Below are 20,928 nucleotides of genomic sequence, written 5' to 3' on the forward strand. Positions count from 1 at the left end.
GTCAGGCGCCGCTATTCGCCGGCCACGGCGACGGGCGCGTCTGCATCCGGGATGGCGTCCGCATAACCGCCGGCGATGCCGAATTGCGTGCTGTGCAGTCGCGTATAGAGCCCGCCTTTGGCGACGAGCTGATCGTGACGGCCGATCTCGACGATGCGGCCTTGGTCGAGCACGCAGATGAAGTCGGCCTTCTTCACCGTCGACAGCCGGTGCGCGATCATCAGCACCGAGCGGCCCTGCATCAAGCCTTCCAGCGCGGCCTGCACTTTGGCTTCGGCCTCTGAATCGAGCGAGCTGGTCGGCTCGTCGAGCAACAGGATCGGTGCGTCCTTGTAGATGGCGCGGGCGATGGCGATGCGCTGACGCTCGCCGCCGGACAGAAGCCCGCCCGCCTCGCCGACGCGCGTGTCGTAGCCCTTCGGCAAACCCATGATGAAGTCGTGCGCCGCCGCCGCCTTCGCAGCGGCGATAACCTCGTCATCCACCACCGGCTTCGCCCCATAAGCGATATTGGCGCGGATGGTGTCGTCGAACAGCACCGGGTCTTGCGTCACGAGCGCGATGGACTCGCGCAAGCTATTGAGCGTGACATGCTTGATGTCCTGGCCGTCGATCAGCACCTGGCCTTGCTCCGGATCGAAGAAGCGCAGCGCGAGATTGACCAGCGTGCTCTTGCCCGAGCCTGACGGTCCCACCAAGGCCACGGTGTTGCCCGGCGGCACGGTGAGGCTCACGCCCTTCAGCACCACATTCTCCGGATCGTAGGCGAAGGTGACGTCCTTGAATTCGATCTCGCCCTTGTCGAGTTTGAGCGGCTTGGCGTCCTCGAGCTCGACCAGCGTGATCGGGCGGTCGACCACGCCGAACACCCGGCTTGCGGCGGCGACGCCCTCTTGCAGCTGTGTTTGCAGCGTGGCGACGCTCTTCAGCGGGCTGTAGATGAGCAGCGCCGCCGTCATGAAGCCCATGAAGTGACCGAGCGTGAGATCGCCGCGCACGCCTTGCGTGCCGGCGAAATAGATGGCGAGCGCAAAGCCGAAGCCGACCAGAAGCTCCATCGACGGGCTCGACAGCGCCCGGGCGCGCGTGCCGCGCATGGTGAACTCCAGCGCCCGGTTGATGGCCGAGGCCGCGCGCGCCTCCTCCTGGCCTTCCTGGCGATAGGCCCGCACCACGCGCATGCCGCGCAAGGTCTGGGTGATCAGCGCCGACAGGTCGCCGGTCTCTTGCAGCGACTTCGACGTCGACTTCCGCATCTTGCGGCGCTGGCGCGACAGCATGATGATCGCGAGCGGCAGGAAGATGAGGATGAGCACCGAGAAGCGCGCGTCCATGTAGAACATCGAGCCGACAAGGATGATCACTTTCAGAAAATTCTCGCCGAGCGTGACCATCGAGCGGCTCGCGGTGGCGCGGATCAGATTGGCGTCGTTGAGGAAGCTCGACAGGATCCGCCCCGAATGCACGGTCTGGATCCAGCTGAGATCGGCCCGCGCCAGCTTGGCGAACATCTGGATGCGCAGATCGGCGATGAAGCGGTGGCCGAGATAGGCGACGGTGGTATCGGCCACATATTCAGAGATCGCCTTGAGCACCGTGACGACGACGATGGCTACGGCGATCCAGAGCACCATCTCTTCTTGCTTGGCGACGAAGACGTCATCCGCCGTGCGCTGGATGAGGAAAGGAATGGCGCCCGTGGTCGCCGCGGTCAGCAGCATGGCCGTGACGGCGATGCTGAGCAGGCCCAACCGGGGGCGCAGATGCTCCTTCCAGATGCGCTTGACGATATCCGCCGTGGAATAGTTGGCGTTCAGCTCGTCGGCACCTCTGGAGATCGCGTTTGCGTCTCTGAACAGCTGATCTTTCAAGCGTTTCCCCGATTCATGAGCCGCCCCGGCAGGTGGTGCCGCTCGCGCCGCCCCCTTCTAGCACGGGGCTCCGGCCCCCTTTAAGGCGAAAAACCTTGGAAGCGTAAAGCGCCCGACCCTAACCTTCGGCCCCGGTGGGGTGCTCGGGATCGAGCAGGCGGTGCAGATGGACGATGAAATAGCGCATATGCGCGTCATCGACCGTACGCTGGGCCGCGTCCTTCCAGGCATCGTAAGCGAGCGCGTAATTGGGATAGATGCCGATAATGTCGAGTTTCTTGAGGTCTTGGAACTCGACCTTGTCCAACTTCGTCAGCTCGCCTCCGAAGACGAGATGGAGCAGTTGCTGCCCGCCCGTCGTGGTTTTGCCTTTAGCAGCCATGCTTCCGCAGCCCCTCCCTAATGCCGGTGATCGCCGGCACCTTGCCCAAATGTGCCCTAAAGGTCTATGCGGCCTGTGCGCTCGATCAGCAGGGGATGCAGGGCCTTGCCGCTCGCCACCAAGCTCGGAAACTTGGGGTTTTCGCGGTTATAGGCGTGGGGATTGCCGCGATGGTCGGTGGTGATGCCGCCGGCCTCGTCCATGATCACCGCCGAGGCGGCGAGATCCCACTCGGCCTTGGCCGTCAGCGAGATGGTGGCATCGCCTTCGCCGCAGGCGACCAGCGCCAGCCGGTAGGCGACCGAATTCACCCAGCGCGCCGTCACCTCGGGCCAGGGCTCCTGCCAGATCTTCTTTTTGAACAGGCCGCCACTTGCGATCATCTTGGCGCCGTCGAGCGTCGGCTTGTTGCTGGCGTGAATGGGCGTGTCGTTGAGGAAGGCGCCATGGCCCCGCATGGCGTGAAAGAACTCGTTCGACGCGGGGTTGTACACCACGCCGAGTACCGGCACGCCGTCCTCGACCAGCGCTGCCGAGACCGTCCATTCCGGGATGTGGCGCAGGAAAGCGCCGGTACCGTCGATGGGGTCGATCATCCACACGCGCGAGTGTTTAAGCCGCTCGCGGTCGTCGGGGCTCTCCTCCGACAGCCAGCCATAGTCCTTGCGGCGAGTCATGAGGTCGAGCTTGAGCGCGGCGTCGACGGCGAGGTCGGCCTCGCTCACCTCGGAGCCGTCAGGTTTCGTCTGAACCTGAACCTCCTGCTTGAAATAGCTATGCGCCAGGGCGCCGGCCTCGCGCACCGCCTCCTTAAGAAGCGCGTAATCTTCTTCCAGCGGAACCGGGGCGGGCGATATTTTCTTGGGTGTCACTGCGGTCATGGGGCGAAGGGAAGACTCTCTAAACTATGTGGGAAGCTACCGGTCATTAACGACGTCCATTAAGCGTCCGGGAAAACTTCCGTGGCAAGATCGTGGCAATAAAGGCTACCTCAAGGCAGCCAACAAGGAAGCTAACAGCAAGGCGTCACCAAGGGCCTCGGAGCATCGCTCCGGGGCCCTCTTGCTTTTGCGAGGCCCCGCGCTTTTTCAACTCCTGTGAATCGACCTTCTAGGCTAATGATGCAAGCGTCATGTCGGCCGCGGCTGCGACAAAAACGATCACCCCGAAATCGCGGTTCGAGCGGAAGCGCGTCAGACAATTGTCCGCATCGTCGATATCGAGCGTCGCCACTTGCCAGCCGAGCTGCGCGACCGCGAAGCTCATGCCGATGACGAACACGATGCCGGCCCCCGCGAGCAGGCCTGAGCCGACCATGGCGAGCCACGCCACGCCGTAGAAAATTGTCAGCCAAGCTTTGGTCGATGCGCCGAATCTGAGTGCCGTCGACTTCATGCCGATGAGCTCGTCGTCCTCGCGGTCCTGATGCGCGTAGATGGTGTCGTAGCCGATGGTCCAGGCCACGGCGCCGGCATAGAGCAGGGCAGGGGCGGCGCCGAGGCTGCCGAGCACCGCCGCCCAGCCCACCAGCGCCCCCCAATTTGACGCGAGCCCCAGAACCGCCTGAGGCCAATAGCTGATGCGTTTGACGAAGGGGTAGAGCCCCACGATGGGGATCACGCCAAGCCCGAGCAGCACGGAGAAGCTGTTGAGGCTGAGCAGCACGGCCGAGCCCGACGCGCACAGCGCCAGCATGAAGACGACGGCCGCCGCGGTCGTCACTTGTCCGCTCGGCAGCGGCCGCGATCGCGTGCGCATCACTTGGGCGTCGATATCCCGGTCGACGATGTCATTATAGATGCAGCCCGCCGCGCGCATGGCGATGGCGCCGATGGCGAAGAGCAGCAGCAGATAGGGATCGGGGTAGGGGGCGCCGGTGCTCAAGCCCCCGAAGGCCACGCCCCAGAAGCACGGCAGCCCCAGCAGAAAGAAGCCGACCGGCCGGTCGGCGCGGGCCAGCCGCAGATAGGGCAGGAGCGGCGCCGGCGCGAACCGGTCGACCCAGTTCTTTGCGCTTGCGTCGGCGATGCTTGCCGCTTTGTCTTCGGATGCGGGACGTGGCATGTCTCGTTTCGCTTCGCCGTGTCGGTTTCGCTTTGTCAGCTTTTGCCGGACCCTAGTCCATGGCCTCTAAACTTCAGCGGCTCTTCGTCAAGTCTCCGATGGGTACCGGGGCTGAGATCGCCCTGCTGCCCGAGCAGGCGCACTATCTCGGAAACGTGCTGCGATTAAAGCCGGGCGATCATGTCCTCGTGTTCAACGGCGCGGACGGCGAATGGTGCGCGCGCCTCACGGCCATCGGCAAGAAGAAGGCGCAAATCGCGGTCGAGCATCAGACGCGGCCGCAAGGGCAAGGTCCCGATCTGCATTATCTCTTCGCCCCCATCAAGCGCGCCCGCCTCGACTATATGGCACAGAAGGCGACCGAGATGGGCGTCAGCCGGCTCCAGCCGGCGATCACCCGCCGCACGGTGGCCGAACGGGTCAACACCGACCGGCTCAAGGCCAACGCTATCGAGGCGGCGGAGCAATGCGGGATCTTGCGCGTGCCCGAGGTGTGCCCGCCGGAGAAATTGTCGAAGCTGCTCGATCACTGGGACGAGAGCCGCCTGCTGATCTTCGCCGACGAGGCCGCGGCCGCCGCGTCACCCATCGAGGCCTTGTCGGCGCAAACCGCCCGCCCGCTCGCCGTGTTGATCGGCCCCGAGGGCGGCTTCGACACGGAAGAGCGCAACGCGCTGATGCGACAGCCTTTCGTGCTGCCCATCTCGCTCGGTCCGCGCGTGATGCGCGCCGATACCGCGAGCGTCGCCTGTCTCGCCCTTGTCAACGCCGTGCTCGGCGATTGGCGCTGACAATCGCCTGAAACAAGCTTGACGCATTTTTCACGATGAAGCGGCGTTCCTGGCTTTGAGGGTCGCCGAATCGGGCGGAAACGGCTAGCCTTTGCGGCGAATCGGATGTCCGACTGCCCCATCGAACCGCAAGGCGTGATCGTGAGACAAGCTCTTGCCTATCGATTGCAGATAATCCTGGCTTTTGGCTTGGCGCTGCTTTGCAGCGGCTGCGGTGCGCTCACGAGCCCCGATCTCGATCCCAACGGTCCGATCACGCTGGCCGAACGGCAACTGCTGTTCGACGGCGTCTCGATCATGATGATCGTGATCCTGCCGGTCTTCGTCATGGCCGCGCTGTTCTGCTGGCGCTATCGCGGCACCAACCGCAGCGCCCGCTACACGCCCAACCTCGCCTATTACTGGCCCATCGAGATTCTCGTCTGGGGCGCGCCGGCGGCGATCATCATCTGGCTCGGGTTTCATCTGGTGCCCGGCACGCATCGCCTCGATCCGTACGACCCGATCGATACCGGCGTCACGCCACTGAAGGTCGAGGCGGTGGCGCAGGACTGGAAGTGGCTCTTCATCTATCCCGAGCAGAACATCGCCGTGGTCAACGAGCTGGTATTCCCCGCCGGCCAGCCACTCGCCATCAGAATCACTTCCGACACGGTGATGAACTCGTTGATCATCCCGGCGCTCGGCGGGCAAATCTACGCCATGGCCGGCATGCAGACGCGATTGCATCTCCTCGCCGACGAGCCCGCGGAGATGTGGGGCCGCAACGTCCAATATAGCGGCAGCGGTTTCGCCGATCAGCAGTTCCGGGCCGTCGCCACCACCAAGGATGACTTCGACGCCTGGGTGGCGAAGGCCAAGAGCGCGTCGGCCACGCTCGATGCCAGCACCTACGAGACGCTGGCCCAACCGAGCCAGAAGGTGCCCGTGACCTATTACTCCGGCGTCGAGCCCGACCTGTTCGACCGGATCATCGCCAAATGGCGCCATGGCGACATCGTCGATCCCGCCCCGGCCATTCCGGCGGCGGCAACAGTGGAATGAGGGATCGTGGAACTCCTCGGTAGGCTGACCTTCGACTCACTGCCGTTCTACAGCGTCATCGCCGCGTCGGGCGCCGGCATCACCGTGCTCGGCGCGCTCTCGGTCATGGCCGTGATCACCTATTTCGGCGCTTGGCGTCTGGTGCTGTTCGATTGGGTATCGAGCCTCGACCACAAGAAGATCGGCATCATGTACATCATGGTGGCGCTCGTCATGCTGATGCGCGGCTTCATCGACGCGGCCATGATGCGCAGCCAGCAAGCCATCGCCTTCAACAGCGACGGCTATCTGCCGCCCGGCCATTTCGACCAGATCTTCTCGTCCCACGGCACGATCATGATCTTCTTCATGGCCATGCCGTTCCTCGCCGGGCTGATCAATCTGATCATGCCGCAGCAGCTCGGCTCGCGCGATGTCGCCTTCCCCTTCATGAACTCCATCAGCCTGTGGCTCACCACCGCCGGCGCCGGGCTCGTGCTCATCTCGCTGGTGATCGGCAAATTCTCGACCGCCGGCTGGACCGGCTATCCGCCCTATTCGGGGCCCGAATACACGCCGGGCGTCGGCGTCGACTACTGGGTCTGGGCGGTGCTCATCTCCGGCGTCGGCTCGACCATGAGCGGCATCAATTTCCTCGTCACCATCATCAAATGCCGCGCGCCGGGCATGACCCTGCTGCGCCTGCCGCTGTTCACTTGGACGGTGCTTGTCACCAGTGTCCTGATGATCTTCGCCTTCCCCGCCCTGACCGTGGCTTGCGGCATGCTGGCGCTCGACCGCACCGCCGGCTTCCACTTCTTCACCAATGCCATGGGCGGCAACATGATGAACTACATCAACCTATTCTGGTTGTGGGGTCATCCCGAGGTCTACATCCTCATCCTGCCCGCCTTCGGCGTGTTCTCCGAGGTGGTGGCCACGTTCAGCCAGAAGCGGCTGTTCGGCTACATCTCGCTGGTGCTGGCCACCTGCGCCATCGGCCTTCTGTCCTTCACCGTGTGGCTGCATCACTTCTTCACCATGGGGTCGAGCGCCAACGTCAATTCCTTCTTCGGCGTCATGACCACCATCATCGCCGTGCCGACGGGCGTGAAGGTGTTCGACTGGCTGCTGACCATGTATCGCGGCCGCATCATCTTCAAACCGCCGATGCTCTACACCATCGGCTTCCTCGTCACCTTCTGCATCGGCGGCCTCTCCGGCGTGCTGCTCGCCATGCCGCCGGTCGACTATCTGATGCACAACACGACCTTCCTGATCGCCCACTTCCACAACATGATCATTCCGGGCGTGCTGTTCGGCTATCTCGCCGGCTACATGTTCTGGTTCCCCAAGGCGTTTGGCTTCAAGCTCAACGAGAAATGGGGCGCGTGGTCGTTCTGGTGCTGGATCATCGGCTTCTATCTCGCCTTCATGCCGCTCTACGTGCTCGGCCTGCTCGGCATGCCCCGCCGCATGGAGCATTACGACATTGCCGCCTGGCAGCCGCATCTGATCATCGCCGCCATCGGCGCATTCATCATTTTCCTCGGCATCGTCTGTCTCGCGGTCCAGCTGGTCGTCAGCATCCGGGACCGCCAGCAGGCGCTCGACCTGACCGGCGACCCGTGGAACGGCCGCTCGCTCGAATGGCTGACCTCCTCGCCGCCGGCGCCTTACAACTTCGCGCTGGTGCCGCAAGTGCAGAGCATCGATGCGTTCTGGGACATGAAGCAGCGTGGCGTCGCCTATGAGCGGCCCGAGCGCTACGTCGATATCGTCCTGCCGAAGAACAGCTTCATCGGTGCCGTCATCGGCGGCGCCGGCTTCGTCTTCGGCTTCGCCATGATCTGGTACATCTGGTGGCTGGCGCGCTGTGCTCGCCGCCATCTTTGTCGCCATCGTCATTCGTGCCTCCGACGACGACACCACCACCGTGATCCCGGCGGCCGAAGTGAAGGCCATCGAGGTGCCCGCTTCGCGCAGCTGGCCATGACGCCGAAGAACGAGATGGCGGACGACCCGGGCTTCGCCGGCCAGCCCTTACCGGAGGGCGCCGCATGACGCCGCCGCAGCCACCATGACCGATATCGCGCCGCCGTCCGAAGGCGCCGAGAAATACGAAGAGAAGCCTCGGCTTCTGGATCTATCTGATGAGCGACGGGGTGATCTTCGCGCTCCTGTTCGCCACCTATGTGGTGATGCTCGGCAATACCGCCGGCGGGCCCACGGGCAAGGAGCTGTTCAGCCTGGAGCGTGCCGCCGGCGAGACCGCTCTTCTGCTGTTGAGCAGCACCACGTTCGGCTTTGCCGCCGTGGCGCTCGCCGCCGCCGACCGGTCCCGCGTGCTCCTATGGCTCGTGGTGACCGTGGCGCTGGGTCTGGGCTTCCTCTATCTGGAGTTCGGCGAGTTCTCCGGCATGATCGCGCAAGGCGCGGGGCCTGACCGCAGCGGTTTCCTTTCCGGCTTCTTCACGCTGGTCGGCACCCACGGCCTGCATGTGAGCATCGGCGTCCTATGGATCTTCGTGATGATCGGTCAGGTTCTGATCAAGGGCCTGACGCGCCCCGTCGCCTCGCGGCTGGCGCGGCTTGGCCTGTTCTGGCACTTCCTCGACATCATCTGGGTCGCCATTTTCTCGGTCGTCTATCTGCCAGGGGTACTTTGAATGGACGCCTCCGGACTCCCCGTCGAGCGCAGCATCACGCCCTATCTGATCGGCCTCGGCCTCGCCGTGGTGCTGACCGCGATCTCGTTCGGCCTGGCCGCCACCGGGGCGCTGCCCCGTTCGACCACCCTGATTGTCATCGCCGTGGCCGCCGTGATTCAGGTCCTGGTGCATTTGCGCTTTTTCTTGCACATCAGCTTCAGCACCACGCCGCGGGAGAATCTGATCGCGCTCGCCTTCGCCGCGCTGCTCATCTGCATCATGCTCGGCGGCAGCTTCTGGATCATGTTCGACCTCTACCACCGGATGATGGCGTGAGGCATTTGCGCGCAAAGGGACGATCGGGCGCCTCCCGCGATCAGCATTGTGTGATTGTCTCGCACAAGCCCTTGCCGGTCTCACGTCCGCGCGCGATATAGAGTTCCCCTTTACCTCTGGGACCTTAGCCTCGCCTCCTTAGGGCCATGTCCCCTCGATCCAGCGGAGCCATCTCGATGTCGACACGGGTGAGTGGGCCTCAGAGCCCCATCATCGAGTCGCGGGACGAACTCGTCACCTATCTCGAGGCGGGCTCGAAGCCGGAATCCGATTGGTCGATCGGCACCGAGCACGAGAAATTCGGCTTCAATATCAAGGACCATTCGCCGGTCCCTTATCTCGGCCCCCACGGCATCGGCGCGCTGCTCAAGGCCCATCACGAGCGTTTCGGCTGGGAGCCGATCCTCGAGAACGGCAACATCATCGCGCTGTCCTGTCTCGACTGCCCCAAGGGCGGGTCGATCAGCCTCGAGCCGGGTGGCCAGCTCGAATTGTCGGGGGCGCCGCTGGCGACCATCCATGAGACCGAGGAGGAGTTGCGCCAGCATCTCACGCAAGTGGGTGAGGTTGCCGGCGAGCTCGGCATCGGGTTCCTCGGCCTCGGCTTCTCGCCCAAATGGACGCTGGATGAGCTGATGTTGGTGCCGAAGGAGCGCTACCGCATAATGATGCGTTACATGCCGACCCGCGGAAAACGCGGCCTCGACATGATGTTCCGCACCGCCACCGTCCAGGTGAACATGGATTTCGGCAGCGAGGCGGACATGGTGCGGAAGCTCCGCGTCGGCCTGGCGCTCCAGCCCGTGGCCACCGCGCTGTTCGCCAACTCGCCCTTCACCGAAGGCAAGCCCAACGGCTTCCAGTCCTATCGTGCCGAGGTGTGGCGCGACACCGACCCCGACCGCACCGGCATGCTGCCCTTTGCCTTCGAAGACGGCATGGGCTTCGAGCGCTATGTGGACTACGCGCTCAAGGTGCCGATGTATTTCGTCTACCGCGACGGCCGCTATATCGACGTGGCCGGCGCCTCGTTCGAGGATTTCATGGCCGGCAAGCTGGACGCGCTGCCAGGCGTGAGAGCCGGCATGGACGATTGGATCGATCATCTGACCACACTGTTCCCTGAGGTTCGTCTCAAGCGGTTCATCGAGATGCGCGGCGCCGACGCCGGACAGTTCCGCGAGCTGCTGGCGCTGCCCGGCTTGTGGACCGGGCTTCTCTACGACAGCGCCGCGCTCGACGGCGCCGCCACGCTGATTGCCGATTGGACGGCCGGGGAGCGGCAGGAGATGCGCAACGCCGTCCCCAAGCTCGGCCTCGCCACCCCATTCCGTGACCGCACCTTGCGCGATGTGGCGCGCGAGGTCGTCACCCTGGCGCAAGGCGGGCTGACGCGCCGCGCCCGCGTCAACGACAGCGGCGAGGACGAGACCCGCTCACTCAAGCGTCTGTGGGAGATCCTCGAGGACGGGAAGTCCCCCGCCGACGAGCTGTTGGAGGCCTATCACGGCCCGTGGAAGGGCGACATCGATCGCCTGTTCGAAACCCAAGCGCTTTAGCGCCACCAAGCGTTTGTGAGCGCGGCCAGGGCTAAGGCTAAGGCTAAGGCTAGGGCTTCGCCTTGAGGCCGGTGAGTGTGACCGAGCCGCTGCCCCAGCCGGTCGGCACCAGAATTTTATAGGGAACGTAGAGGTCCGTGCGCGGCACGGGCACGAGCCAGGCCTCGATCTCGTCGGTCTTCGTCATGAACTGCACGCCGGGGTGATCGGGCCGGTGGCCGGAGATCGGCTTGTAGCGCACCCGGCACACGGCGGCGAGCCCGTGGACCCCATTGGGCGAATCTCCGAGGCGCTCTTGCCGCTTCGGCGAGAGCACCAGATCGAATCGCTGCTTGCCGTCGAACACCGGAATGGTCTGGTCGCAGACTTCGAGATCGCCGGCCGGCGCGTCGGAGCGCACGGAGAGAAATGCCGCGGTGAGCGGGTCGAGCACGTCCTTGAGCTGTTCGGCGCTGACCGGGATGTCGCGCGAGTTCTTCTTTTTCTTGCGCGGGACGATGTCGACGTCGCTGACGGCGCCGTGGTCGAAGCGCATGCGGCGCTGCTCGCGCTTCTTGCCGCCGTCATAGTTGAGGGTGAAGGCCGCCGGCTGCGGCGCCGCGCCGTTGAGTGTGCCGCGGCTCGTCGTCTTGCCGGTGGCGCTGTAGAGGAGGCCGGCGAGCAGCGAGAACCGGCCGTCGGCCGCCATCTCGTAGGCGCTGCCGTCGAATTTGGCGATCACCTTGAACGTGCCGAGGCTCATCCCCGCAAGGCCTGCGTCATAGGTCGCCACGACCCGGTCCGCCGCGGGGCGCGCCTCCTCGCCGGCGCTTCGGCCGGGCGCGAGTCCCGCCAGCAGCAGGGCCGCGAGGATGACGAAGTACCGCCTCGATCCCATAAGCCGTCCCTCCGGTCGCCCAGTCCCGTTCGCAGTGTACCCCCGACGGGGTCGAAATTGTGGACGGTCCTGGGCGAGGGGGAGCACGCCGCTCAGGCGGCCGCTTCGGCGAGCGTCGGATAGTCGGTGTAGCCGTGCTCGTCCCCGCCGTAGAACGTGCTCTGGTCCGGCTCGTTGAGGGGGGCGTTCTTCTCCAGGCGCTCCACCAGATCGGGATTGGCGATGAAGGGGCGCCCGAAGGCGATGAGATCGGCGGCGCCGGACTCCACGGCCTCGATGGCCGTCTCCCGGTCGTAGCCGTTATTGGCCATGTAGGCGCCGTCAAGCCGCCCGTAGCTTGGCGATGTCGGCTTCCGGCGGCAGATCGCGGGACTGCCCCATCTCCCCCTCCACCAGATGCAGATAGCCGAGGCCCGCTTCGTTGGCCCGGGCGATGGCCGCGGCGAATGTGGCCATGGGATCGCTGTCGGCGATGTCGTTGAAGCCAGAGAACGGGCTGAACCGGACGCCCACCCGCTTCGGCGGATAGATCTTGGTGATGACCGCGAGCACTTCGGCCAGGAGCCGCGTGCGGTTCTCTAGGCTGCCGCCGTAAGCATCGGTGCGCTTGTTGGTGCCGTCGCGCAGGAACTGGTCCAGCAGATAGCCGTTCGCCGCATGGAGCTCGACCCCGTCGAAGCCCGCCGCGCGGGCGTTCTCGGTGGCCTTGCGGTAGTCCTCCAACAGCCTCGGGATCTCCGCGGTCTCGAGCGCCCGCGGCGGCGATACGTCGGCGAAGCCCGAGGCGACGAAGGTCTGGGCCTCGGCGGCGATGGGCGAGGGGGCGACCGGCGCCTGGCCGTCGGGCTGGAGCGACACATGGCTGATGCGGCCCACATGCCAGAGTTGGAGGAAGATGCGCCCGCCTTTGGCGTGGACCGCTTGCGTCACCTGGCGCCAGCCGGCGACCTGCGCGCCGCTATGGATGCCGGGGGTCTGGATATAGCCCTTGCCTTCCGGGGTGATCTGCGTGGCCTCGGTGATGATCAAGCCGGCCGAGGCACGCTGCGCGTAATATTCGGCATGGATGGCGTAGGGCACGTCGCCGTCGGGATTTGCCCGGTTGCGCGTGAGCGGCGCCATCACGACGCGATTGGGCAATGTCAGGTCGCCGAGGGTCAAAGGCGTGAAGAGCTTCGCTTGCATCGCTGCCGTCTCCATTTTGTAGTGTTCATTCGGAATGTCGCCGCTTGACGTGGCATGTCAGGTTTCCATATTCAACCAGTATACTTTTCGTAACCACTAGGAGGCGGGGCATGGCCCTCACCGGGAGCAGCGACAGCACAGGCCGCGAGGCAGCCGCGACATGCCCGGGCCCGTGCCCCGTGGAACGCGGGATGCGGATCCTCGGCGGCAAATGGACGGGCTCGATCCTGTGGCACCTCAGGGACGGCCCGGTGCGCTTCAACGCGTTGGCACGCCAGCTCGATGGCGCCAGTAAGAAGATGATCACCGAGCGCCTGAAAGAGCTCGAACAGGCCAATCTGGTGCGCCGCGAGGTGCTCAGCACCAAGCCGATCGCCGTCACCTACGAGGTGACCGAATTCGGCCGCTCGGCCCTGGGAATTCTGGCGAGTCTCAAGGACTGGGCGGAAAGCCTGGAGGATTGGTCGAAAACCGCGGGGGCGTAACGGACTCCGTGGCGAAAGCGCCACAATCTTGAAACGTCCCCCGCGTTCGCCATATACTCATCAAGTCATCGTCCTTTCCGCGACCCTGCACGGAATGGGACGTTAGTCCGTCCCCCAAGACGGATGTAATCGGCGGCAGATTTCTCCTTTTCTGTCGCCGATTTTTTTATGCGCGAAAGGAGGTAGCCGCTATTTCAGGCCGGCGAAAGCGTCCGAGAAGCCCTGCAAGCTGACCGGGATGCCGATCCCGCCTCCGGCGTGTCGAAGATGATGAACATGGCGTTCTCACCCTTCTTCAGCTTGCCGATGACCTCTTCCTGGAGCACCACCTCGGCCACGCAGCCGCGCTTGCCGCATTTGAGGAACGGCGCGTTGCCCACGTCCTCGTTGTCGATCTTGAGGCCAAGCCCGGTGGGCAGCAGCACGCCGAGCGGCACCACCACGCGCAACAGCTTTTTGTTCTCGCCGATCGCCTTGTAGAACACCACCGTCAGGCCGACATTCGGCCGATCCTCGGCCGTGACGCTCTGCACCAGGGCGCATTTCTCTTCCTTGGCGCCCGGCGGCGTGCGGCAGCTAACCTGCCAAGCGCCGTGGGTCTCGCGCACCACGCTGCCAGGCCCGGTGGCGCCCGGGGCGGCGACATCGGTCGCGGCGTTCTCCGCGACCGCCTGGCCGGTCAGACCGGCGAGGAAAGCGATCGCCAGGGCGATTCTGGCAAGGGGGAGCGATCGCGCGAGGATTTGCATGTGGGGGACCATCAGCATCTGAAAGACCGGCACGTCCGCCTTTATCAAGCGCGAAGAGAATTCTGAAGTCTTAGATCGTGAGGGGCGGCGGTGTGAAGCGCCGATCCGCAGCATGGAAAACGGCCATCGCCGAGTATTGGGGCCAAATTTCGACGGCAACTTGCCTGACGAATGTCGGTCGCCCCGGCAACACATTGCGGCAACTGGCTGAAAGCGCGGTGTCAAGCGTGCATTTGCCGCAGCGGCGCGCTGAATCATGAGTGTTGCCAATCTATATCCTTTATGATTTTAAAAACACAAAAGAACCTCCAGTCTCCGCGCCATGACGGGGGGCCGGAAGTCCAAAGAATGACGTAGCGGGGGCGACGCATTTATATCGCGACGGATATTCTTCGCGCTGGCCCTGCTACAGAGCGGCCTGGGCAGATTTGCTCATGCCCAATACAATAGCCCGACCCTTCCCGCCGAAGGGAAAGGCAGGGAGCAGGCTTTAGGAGTGAAGGTATGGCGATCTTCCACCGGACGCTGACGGTTCTTGCTGCGCTTGCGGGTCTTGCTGCGGGCGGTCTTGCCTTGAGCGGCTCTGCATTGGCCGGGGATGGCCAGCCATCGCCCTGGCAGATGGGCTTCCAAAAGGCCGCGTCGCCGATCATGACGCAGATCAACGACTTCCATACCTACGTCACCATCATCATCACGTTCATCGCGCTGTTCGTTCTGCTGCTGATGATCTACGTGATGGCCCGCTTCAACGAGAAGCGTAACCCGACGCCCTCGCGCACCTCGCACAACACCGCGCTCGAGGTCGCCTGGACGGTGATCCCGATCTTCATCCTGGTAGCCATCGCCATTCCTTCGTTCCGGCTGCTATTCGCCCAGTACGACTTCCCCAAGGCCGACATCACCATTACGGCCACGGGCAACCAGTGGTACTGGAGCTACGAATATCCCGACGAGGGCATCAAGTTCGATTCGATCATGGTGCCGGATGCCAGCCTGAAAGAGGGTCAGCCGCGTCTTCTCAGCGTGGATAACGAGGTGGTCGTGCCGGTGAACAAGAACGTCATCGTCGGCCTCAAGTCCAACGACGTGATCCACGACTGGGCGATGCCATCCTTCGGCGTGAAGCTCGATGCCGTGCCGGGCCGTCTCCAGCAGACCTGGTTCCGCGCCGAGCGTGAAGGCATCTATTACGGCCAGTGCTCCGAGCTTTGCGGCCGCAATCACGCCTTTATGCCGATTGCCGTTCGCGTGGTCTCTGAGGACGAGTACGATGCGTGGGTCGCCGAGCACAAATCGGCCGCCATCGATGCCGAGGGCAAAGTGGCCTCTGCCCGGGAATAGGGCCGAAGCGAACAACGAAACAGGTGGCCCGGCCGCGGGTCTGAAAAGAACGAAAAGGCGATAAGGGAAGACAGTCATGGCACACAGCGCCCAGGCAGAAGCCGCCCATCACGACGATCATCCGACTTTCTTTCGTCGCTGGTTCTTCTCCACCAACCACAAGGACATCGGCACGATGTACCTCATCCTGGCCCTGGTGGCCGGTGTGGTCGGTGGCCTGTTGTCCATGGCCATGCGCGCCGAGCTGATGCAGCCGGGCATGCAGATCTTCGGCAACCCTGAAATCTTCAACGCCTTCGTCACCGCCCACGGCCTCATCATGGTGTTCTTCATGGTGATGCCCTCGACCATGGGCGGCTTCGGCAACTGGATGGTGCCGCTGATGATCGGCGCGCCTGACATGGCCTTCCCGCGCATGAACAACATCTCGTTCTGGCTGCTGGTCATGGCCTTTTCGCTGCTGGTCATCTCGCTGTTCATGCCGGGCGCTCCCGGCGCCACCGGCGTCGGCGCCGGCTGGACCATCTACGCGCCGCTCTCCACCAAGGGTATTCCCGGCATCTCCATGGACTTCGCCATCCTGGCGCTCCATCTCGCCGGTGCGTCGTCAATCCTTGGCGCCATCAACTTCATCACCACCATCTTCAACATGCGCGCGCCGGGAATGACCCTGCACAAAATGCCCCTCTTCGTGTGGGCCGTGCTGGTGACCGCCTTCCTGCTGCTGCTGTCGCTGCCGGTTCTGGCCGGCGCCATCACCATGCTGCTGACGGACCGCAATTTCGGCACCGCGTTCTTCGACTCGGCCCATGGCGGCGATCCGCTGCTGTGGCAGCATCTGTTCTGGTTCTTCGGCCATCCCGAGGTGTACATCCTCATCATCCCGGGCTTCGGCATCGTCAGCCAGATCGTGGCCACGTTCTCCAAGAAGCCCGTATTCGGCTATCTCGGCATGGCCTACGCCATGGTCGCCATCGGCGTGATCGGCTTCGTCGTGTGGGCCCACCACATGTACGCGGCGGGTCTCTCGGTGAACACGCAGGCCTATTTCGTGTTCGCCACCATGGTCATCGCCGTTCCAACAGGCGTCAAAATCTTCTCGTGGATCGCCACCATGTGGGGCGGCTCGCTGTCGTTTAAGACGCCGATGCTCTGGGCGCTCGGCTTCATCTTCCTGTTCACTATCGGCGGTGTGACGGGCGTGGTGCTGTCCAATGCCGGTGTCGACCGCTCGTTCCACGACACCTATTACGTGGTGGCCCATTTCCACTACACGATGTCGATCGGCGCCGTGTTCTCCATCTTCGCCGGCTGGTACTACTGGGCGCCGAAGATGTGGGGCTACATGTACTCTGAGGCGCTCGGCAAGCTTCACTTCTGGCTGATGTTCATCGGCGCCAACCTGACCTTCTTCCCGCAGCATTTCCTCGGCCTTGCCGGCATGCCGCGCCGCTACGCCGACTATCCGGATGCCTATGCGGGCTGGAACATGGTCTCCTCAGTCGGCGCCTATGTCGGCTTCGCGGGACTCTTGGTCTTCCTGTTCTCGATCGCCTACATGTTCGCCAAGAAGCAGAAGGCGGCTGCCAACCCGTGGGGCGTCGGCGCCACCACGCTCGAATGGACGGTGTCTTCGCCGCCGCCGTTCCATACCTTCGAGACGCTTCCGCGCATCAAGTGATGCGAGATGGTGGTTGTTCGCGGCCTAGTGAAGCGCCTTAAGTGAGTAGGCTGATGTCCGACACCACGGTCCAAGCAGTTCCCGGTGAAGTCGCCGCCCCCAATGGCGGCGATGTCGCCGACTATGCGGCGCTGCTCAAGCCCCGGGTTATGTTCCTGGTCGTGTTCACGGCGCTGGTCGGCCTCGTGGCGGCGCCGGGCTCCATGCATCCGGTGCTGGCTATCGCCGCGCTCGCTTGCATTGCCGTCGGCGCCGGCGCGTCCGGCGCCCTGAACATGTGGTACGACGCCGACATCGACGCGCGCATGGCCCGCACCGCCTCCCGGCCGGTGCCGCAAGGCGCGGTGACCCCGCAGGAAGCGCTTGCCTTCGGCTCTGTGCTCGCCGTGGGTTCGGTGCTTTGTCTCGGCCTGATGGCGAACTGGGTCGCCGCCGGACTGCTCGCTCTCACCATCGGCTTCTACCTCTTCGTCTACACGATGTGGCTGAAGCGCTCGACGCCGCAGAATATCGTTATTGGCGGCGCCGCCGGCGCCGTGCCGCCGATGATCGGCTGGGCCGCGGCCACCGGCTCGGTGAGCCTTGAGCCTTTCGTGCTGTTCCTCATCATCTTCATTTGGACCCCGCCGCATTTCTGGGCGCTGGCCCTCATCCGCGCGCGCGACTACGAGCGCGCCGGCGTGCCCATGCTGCCGGTCACCCATGGCGGCGACGAGACCCGGCGGCAAATCCTCATCTATAGCCTCATCCTGGCGCCGCTCGGCATGGCGCCCACGGTTCTCGGCTTTGGTGGTATGCTCTACAGCGTCGTCGCCGCGATCCTCGGCGCGCTGTTCGTCGTCTTCGCCGTGGATTGCTACCGCACGCGGGAAGGGGAGGCGGCCGAGCGGGCGGCCAAGAATCTGTTCGCCTTCTCGGTGCTGTATCTCTTTCTGCTTTTCGCCGTGCTCCTTGTCGAGCAGGGCTTCGGCGCGACCGGCGGCGTGTCGCCGCTTAGCTGGAGCTTGTGATGGATGATGCGGAAGCCGAACGCAAACGCCGTCAGCGCAGGAGGTCTTTGGCCATCGCTGGGATCCTGTTTGCACTCGTCGTTCTGTTCTTCATCGTCACCATTGTCAGACTTGGCGGCAATGTTGCCGTTAGAGCCCTCTAGGCGGCGCGCGGCATGAGCGACAAGACCACACAGACGGAGAGGCGCGACCGCAAGGGCATCATCGCCCTGGCGCTGAGCGGGCTCGTGGCCGGCATGGTCGGCCTGTCCTTCGCCGCCGTGCCGCTCTATCAAATGTTTTGCCAGACCACCGGCTATGGCGGCGCGACGCAAAAGGCCGAGGCGGCGCCGGGCGAGGTGCTGGACCGCACCATCACCATCCGCTTCGACGCCAATGTGGACCGCGATCTGCCGTGGACCTTCGCGCCGGTGCAGCGTGTCATGGACGTCAAGATCGGCGAGAGCTCGCTGGCCTTCTTCCGGGCGCACAACAATACCGACAAGCCCGTGACCGGAACCGCCGGCTTCAACGTCGCGCCGGAATCCGCCGGGCGCTACTTCACCAAGATCGAGTGCTTCTGCTTCACCAAGCAGACGCTCGCCGCCGGCCAAAGCGTCGAGATGCCGGTGACTTTCTTCGTCGATCCCAAGATCGTCGACGACGACACGACCAAGAACATTTCCGAGATCACTCTGTCCTATACGTTCTATCGTAACGACGACCAGCCGGACGTCGCCGCGGCGCCGGCGGGGCAGAACTCGGGATCGTAAGCCAAGCGGCGCGGGAGAGGCGCCGTCGAGAGACACTGGGGAGGAAGGGGAACGCAACGATGGCCCAAGCCCACGCTAAACCGCAACACGACTATCATCTGGTCAATCCGAGCCCGTGGCCGCTTGTCGGCGCGCTTGGGGGCTTCACGCTGGCGATCGGCCTCCTCATGTATTTCATGTCGAAGAAGGCTGGCGATCCGCAACTTTGGTACGTCCTTCCCGGACTGGCGCTGGTCGTCCTAACCATGTTCGGCTGGTGGCGCGACGTCATCTTGGAGGCCCATGAGGGTCACGAGACGCCTGTCGTGCAGCTCCATCTGCGCTACGGCATGATCCTGTTCATCGCCTCTGAGGTGATGTTCTTCGTCGCCTGGTTTTGGGCCTATTTCGATGTCGCCCTGTTCCCGGACGACGCGGTCACCTACGCCCGCACCGAGGTGCTCGGCGGTCAGTGGCCGCCGATCCCGAGCGATGAGACCGGCGTGGCGGGCCTCGGCTATTTCGGGCACACCTTCAATCCGTGGAGCCTGCCCTTCGTCAACACGCTGATCCTGCTCACCTCGGGCACCACGGCGACCTGGGCGCATCATGCGATGCTGCATAACGATCGCAAGGGGCTCACCTGGGCGCTCGCCTGCACCATCCTTCTCGGCGTGCTGTTCACCAGCCTCCAGGCTTATGAGTACATGCATGCGGGCTTTGGCTTCTCCAACCACATCTACGGCTCGACCTTCTTCATGGCCACCGGCTTCCACGGCTTCCATGTGATAGTCGGCACGATCTTCCTGATCGTGTGCCTGTTCCGGGCGCTGCAGGGCCATTTCACGCCCAAGCAGCATTTCGGCTTCGAGGCCGCCGCGTGGTACTGGCATTTCGTCGACGTGGTGTGGCTGTTCCTGTTCTCCTGCATCTATGTGTGGGGCGCGGGCACGAACTATCCAGCCCACTAGCGGCCTGATGCACCTATATTAAGGGGGGCGGTCGAGCGGCCGCCCCCTTTTCATTTTGGTTTGGACCTTTTCATGGACGAGACGAGAACCGCGCCGCCGCCGATGGGCTCCACACTGTGGGCCGGGCTGACCGGTCGTTGCCCCGCCTGTCACAAGGGCAAGCTGTTCGCCGGCTATCTCACTGTTGCGCCCCGGTGCAATGTTTGCGGCCTCGACTACGATTTCGCCGAATCCGGCGACGGGCCCGCGGTCTCGGTCATTTTGATCACCGGCTTCGTCATCGTCGGCGCCGCGCTCCTGGTGGAGGTCTACTACCAGCCGCCTTATTGGCTGCATGCTCTGATCTGGGGCAGTCTTGCGCTCGCCCTGCCTTTGCTCCTGCTTCGGTCCTTCAAAGGGGTGCTGATTGCGCTCCAGTTCAGGCACAAGGCCGAAGAAGGCAAACTCGCCTCGGAATAGAGGCGCAAATCATGCAAACCAGCGGACTTTTGAAACTCACCATCGCCACCCTCCTGGGCCTGGCGCTTCTGATCGGCCTAGGCGTGTGGCAACTCCAACGCCTGGAGTGGAAAGAAGGGATCATCTCCCGCATCGAAGCGCGGACCGAGCGCAAGCCCATGAGCCTGCAACAGGCGATCGCTCTCACCCGCGAGGGCGGCAACACCGCCTATTATCCCGTCCGCGCCGAAGGGCGGTTCCATCACAGCCGCGAGCGCTATCTCTATACCTTGTCGCTCGAAGGCGAGCCGGGGTGGCACGTCATCACGCCGCTCGAGACCGTCGACGGGATCTTCGTGCTGGTGGATCGGGGCTTCGTGCCGGACGCCTTGCGCGATCCGTCCAGCCGCCGCCTCGGCCAGATCGAGGAGGTGGTGACCGTTACCGGGCTCGTGCGCACGCCCGAAGAGCAGAGCGTCTTCATCCCCGACAACGACGACAAGGCCAATCAATGGTTCAGCCGGGACCTGCCGGCCATGGCGCGGTCCATGTTCCCCGGCGGCACGGTCCAGGTGGCGCCCTTCTTCCTGGAGGCAGGCGCGAGCGACGTGCCTGGCGGCTGGCCGGAAGCGGCCAGACCCGGCTCAAGCTCGATAACAACCACCTGCAATATGCCATCACTTGGTTCGGCCTGGCGCTGTGCCTGGTGGTGATCTATGGGGTCTATGTGTGGGGCGCCTATCGGGGCCGGCGGTCTTAACGAGCCCGTCTGGGCCTTAT

19 protein-coding genes and 3 pseudogenes are annotated in these 20,928 nt (G+C 64.0%); 15 read left to right on the forward strand and 7 right to left on the reverse strand.

Features of this window, described 5'->3' with window-relative positions; genetic code table 11:
• Nucleotides 1–11 precede the first annotated feature (11 nt).
• From AUC69_RS07665 to ubiA, 4 genes are all read right to left on the reverse strand, one after another.
• Complete coding sequence (locus AUC69_RS07665; protein ID WP_069441632.1) at nt 12–1,871, reverse strand: ABC transporter ATP-binding protein; 1,860 nt, start codon at nt 1,869–1,871, stop codon at nt 12–14.
• 118 nt (nt 1,872–1,989) lie between these two features.
• A complete protein-coding gene (locus tag AUC69_RS07670) occupies nt 1,990–2,253 on the reverse strand; it encodes a DUF4170 domain-containing protein (RefSeq protein ID WP_069441633.1) in 264 nt (87 codons plus the stop codon).
• 56 nt (nt 2,254–2,309) lie between these two features.
• A complete protein-coding gene (locus AUC69_RS07675) occupies nt 2,310–3,134 on the reverse strand; it encodes an inositol monophosphatase family protein (protein WP_083239212.1) in 825 nt (274 codons plus the stop codon).
• A gap of 229 nt (nt 3,135–3,363) precedes the next feature.
• Nucleotides 3,364–4,317 (reverse strand): 4-hydroxybenzoate octaprenyltransferase, encoded by a 954-nt coding sequence (ubiA, locus tag AUC69_RS07680; protein ID WP_069441634.1) that lies wholly within the window; start codon nt 4,315–4,317, stop codon nt 3,364–3,366.
• Between the two features lie 59 nt (nt 4,318–4,376).
• On the opposite strand from ubiA, the gene AUC69_RS07685 reads away from it, so the two are divergent.
• From AUC69_RS07685 to AUC69_RS07710, 6 genes and pseudogenes are all read left to right on the forward strand, one after another.
• Nucleotides 4,377–5,108 carry a 16S rRNA (uracil(1498)-N(3))-methyltransferase gene (locus AUC69_RS07685; protein WP_069441635.1) on the forward strand — a complete coding sequence of 244 codons (732 nt, stop codon included), beginning with the start codon at nt 4,377–4,379 and terminating at the stop codon, nt 5,106–5,108.
• A 141-nt stretch (nt 5,109–5,249) separates the two neighbouring features.
• Nucleotides 5,250–6,152: a COX aromatic rich motif-containing protein gene (locus AUC69_RS07690; RefSeq protein WP_244500156.1), complete on the forward strand. Its 903-nt coding sequence runs from the start codon at nt 5,250–5,252 to the stop codon at nt 6,150–6,152.
• Between the two features lie 6 nt (nt 6,153–6,158).
• Nucleotides 6,159–8,195 (forward strand): annotated as a pseudogene (locus AUC69_RS07695) (cbb3-type cytochrome c oxidase subunit I).
• A 23-nt stretch (nt 8,196–8,218) separates the two neighbouring features.
• On the forward strand, nt 8,219–8,800 hold the full coding sequence (gene cyoC, locus AUC69_RS07700) for a cytochrome o ubiquinol oxidase subunit III (protein WP_069441637.1): 582 nt from the start codon (nt 8,219–8,221) through the stop codon (nt 8,798–8,800).
• Nucleotides 8,801–9,118, forward strand: a complete 318-nt coding sequence (gene cyoD / locus AUC69_RS07705) for a cytochrome o ubiquinol oxidase subunit IV (protein WP_069441638.1) — start codon at nt 8,801–8,803, stop codon at nt 9,116–9,118.
• A 176-nt stretch (nt 9,119–9,294) separates the two neighbouring features.
• On the forward strand, nt 9,295–10,677 hold the full coding sequence (locus tag AUC69_RS07710) for a glutamate--cysteine ligase (RefSeq protein WP_069441639.1): 1,383 nt from the start codon (nt 9,295–9,297) through the stop codon (nt 10,675–10,677).
• A 49-nt stretch (nt 10,678–10,726) separates the two neighbouring features.
• Here AUC69_RS07710 and AUC69_RS07715 read toward each other — a convergent pair whose 3' ends face one another.
• Together AUC69_RS07715 and AUC69_RS07720 are read right to left on the reverse strand one after the other, a co-directional pair.
• Nucleotides 10,727–11,554, reverse strand: coding sequence for a DUF3108 domain-containing protein (locus AUC69_RS07715; RefSeq protein ID WP_069441640.1), 828 nt, complete (start codon nt 11,552–11,554; stop codon nt 10,727–10,729).
• 92 nt (nt 11,555–11,646) lie between these two features.
• Nucleotides 11,647–12,739 (reverse strand): annotated as a pseudogene (locus AUC69_RS07720) (alkene reductase).
• A gap of 191 nt (nt 12,740–12,930) precedes the next feature.
• On the opposite strand from AUC69_RS07720, the gene AUC69_RS07725 reads away from it, so the two are divergent.
• A complete protein-coding gene (locus AUC69_RS07725) occupies nt 12,931–13,224 on the forward strand; it encodes a winged helix-turn-helix transcriptional regulator (protein ID WP_204377286.1) in 294 nt (97 codons plus the stop codon).
• 194 nt (nt 13,225–13,418) lie between these two features.
• On the opposite strand, the gene AUC69_RS07730 is transcribed toward AUC69_RS07725, so the two are convergent.
• Nucleotides 13,419–14,006 carry an invasion associated locus B family protein gene (locus tag AUC69_RS07730; RefSeq protein ID WP_342018556.1) on the reverse strand — a complete coding sequence of 196 codons (588 nt, stop codon included), beginning with the start codon at nt 14,004–14,006 and terminating at the stop codon, nt 13,419–13,421.
• 471 nt (nt 14,007–14,477) lie between these two features.
• On the opposite strand from AUC69_RS07730, the gene coxB reads away from it, so the two are divergent.
• The 8 genes and pseudogenes from coxB (at nt 14,478) to AUC69_RS07765 (ending at nt 20,908) form a co-directional block, all read left to right on the forward strand.
• Complete coding sequence (gene coxB / locus AUC69_RS07735; RefSeq protein WP_069441642.1) at nt 14,478–15,317, forward strand: cytochrome c oxidase subunit II; 840 nt, start codon at nt 14,478–14,480, stop codon at nt 15,315–15,317.
• A 76-nt stretch (nt 15,318–15,393) separates the two neighbouring features.
• Nucleotides 15,394–16,998: a cytochrome c oxidase subunit I gene (ctaD, locus tag AUC69_RS07740; protein WP_069441643.1), complete on the forward strand. Its 1,605-nt coding sequence runs from the start codon at nt 15,394–15,396 to the stop codon at nt 16,996–16,998.
• 53 nt (nt 16,999–17,051) lie between these two features.
• Nucleotides 17,052–18,008 carry a heme o synthase gene (cyoE, locus tag AUC69_RS07745; RefSeq protein WP_069441644.1) on the forward strand — a complete coding sequence of 319 codons (957 nt, stop codon included), beginning with the start codon at nt 17,052–17,054 and terminating at the stop codon, nt 18,006–18,008.
• Nucleotides 18,008–18,151, forward strand: a complete 144-nt coding sequence (locus AUC69_RS17770; protein ID WP_193427412.1) for a hypothetical protein — start codon at nt 18,008–18,010, stop codon at nt 18,149–18,151. The genes cyoE and AUC69_RS17770 overlap by 1 nt, the downstream gene beginning before the upstream one ends.
• Before the next feature lie 12 nt (nt 18,152–18,163).
• On the forward strand, nt 18,164–18,760 hold the full coding sequence (locus AUC69_RS07750; RefSeq protein ID WP_069441645.1) for a cytochrome c oxidase assembly protein: 597 nt from the start codon (nt 18,164–18,166) through the stop codon (nt 18,758–18,760).
• 59 nt (nt 18,761–18,819) lie between these two features.
• Nucleotides 18,820–19,710 (forward strand): cytochrome c oxidase subunit 3, encoded by an 891-nt coding sequence (locus AUC69_RS07755; RefSeq protein WP_069441646.1) that lies wholly within the window; start codon nt 18,820–18,822, stop codon nt 19,708–19,710.
• Nucleotides 19,711–19,782: 72 nt separating this feature from the next.
• Nucleotides 19,783–20,169 carry a DUF983 domain-containing protein gene (locus AUC69_RS07760; RefSeq protein ID WP_069441678.1) on the forward strand — a complete coding sequence of 129 codons (387 nt, stop codon included), beginning with the start codon at nt 19,783–19,785 and terminating at the stop codon, nt 20,167–20,169.
• A gap of 11 nt (nt 20,170–20,180) precedes the next feature.
• Nucleotides 20,181–20,908 (forward strand): annotated as a pseudogene (locus AUC69_RS07765) (SURF1 family protein).
• The last annotated feature ends 20 nt before the right edge of the window (nt 20,909–20,928 follow it).

The sequence above is a fragment of the Methyloceanibacter superfactus genome, from assembly GCF_001723305.1.
Taxonomy (GTDB): domain Bacteria; phylum Pseudomonadota; class Alphaproteobacteria; order Rhizobiales; family Methyloligellaceae; genus Methyloceanibacter; species Methyloceanibacter superfactus.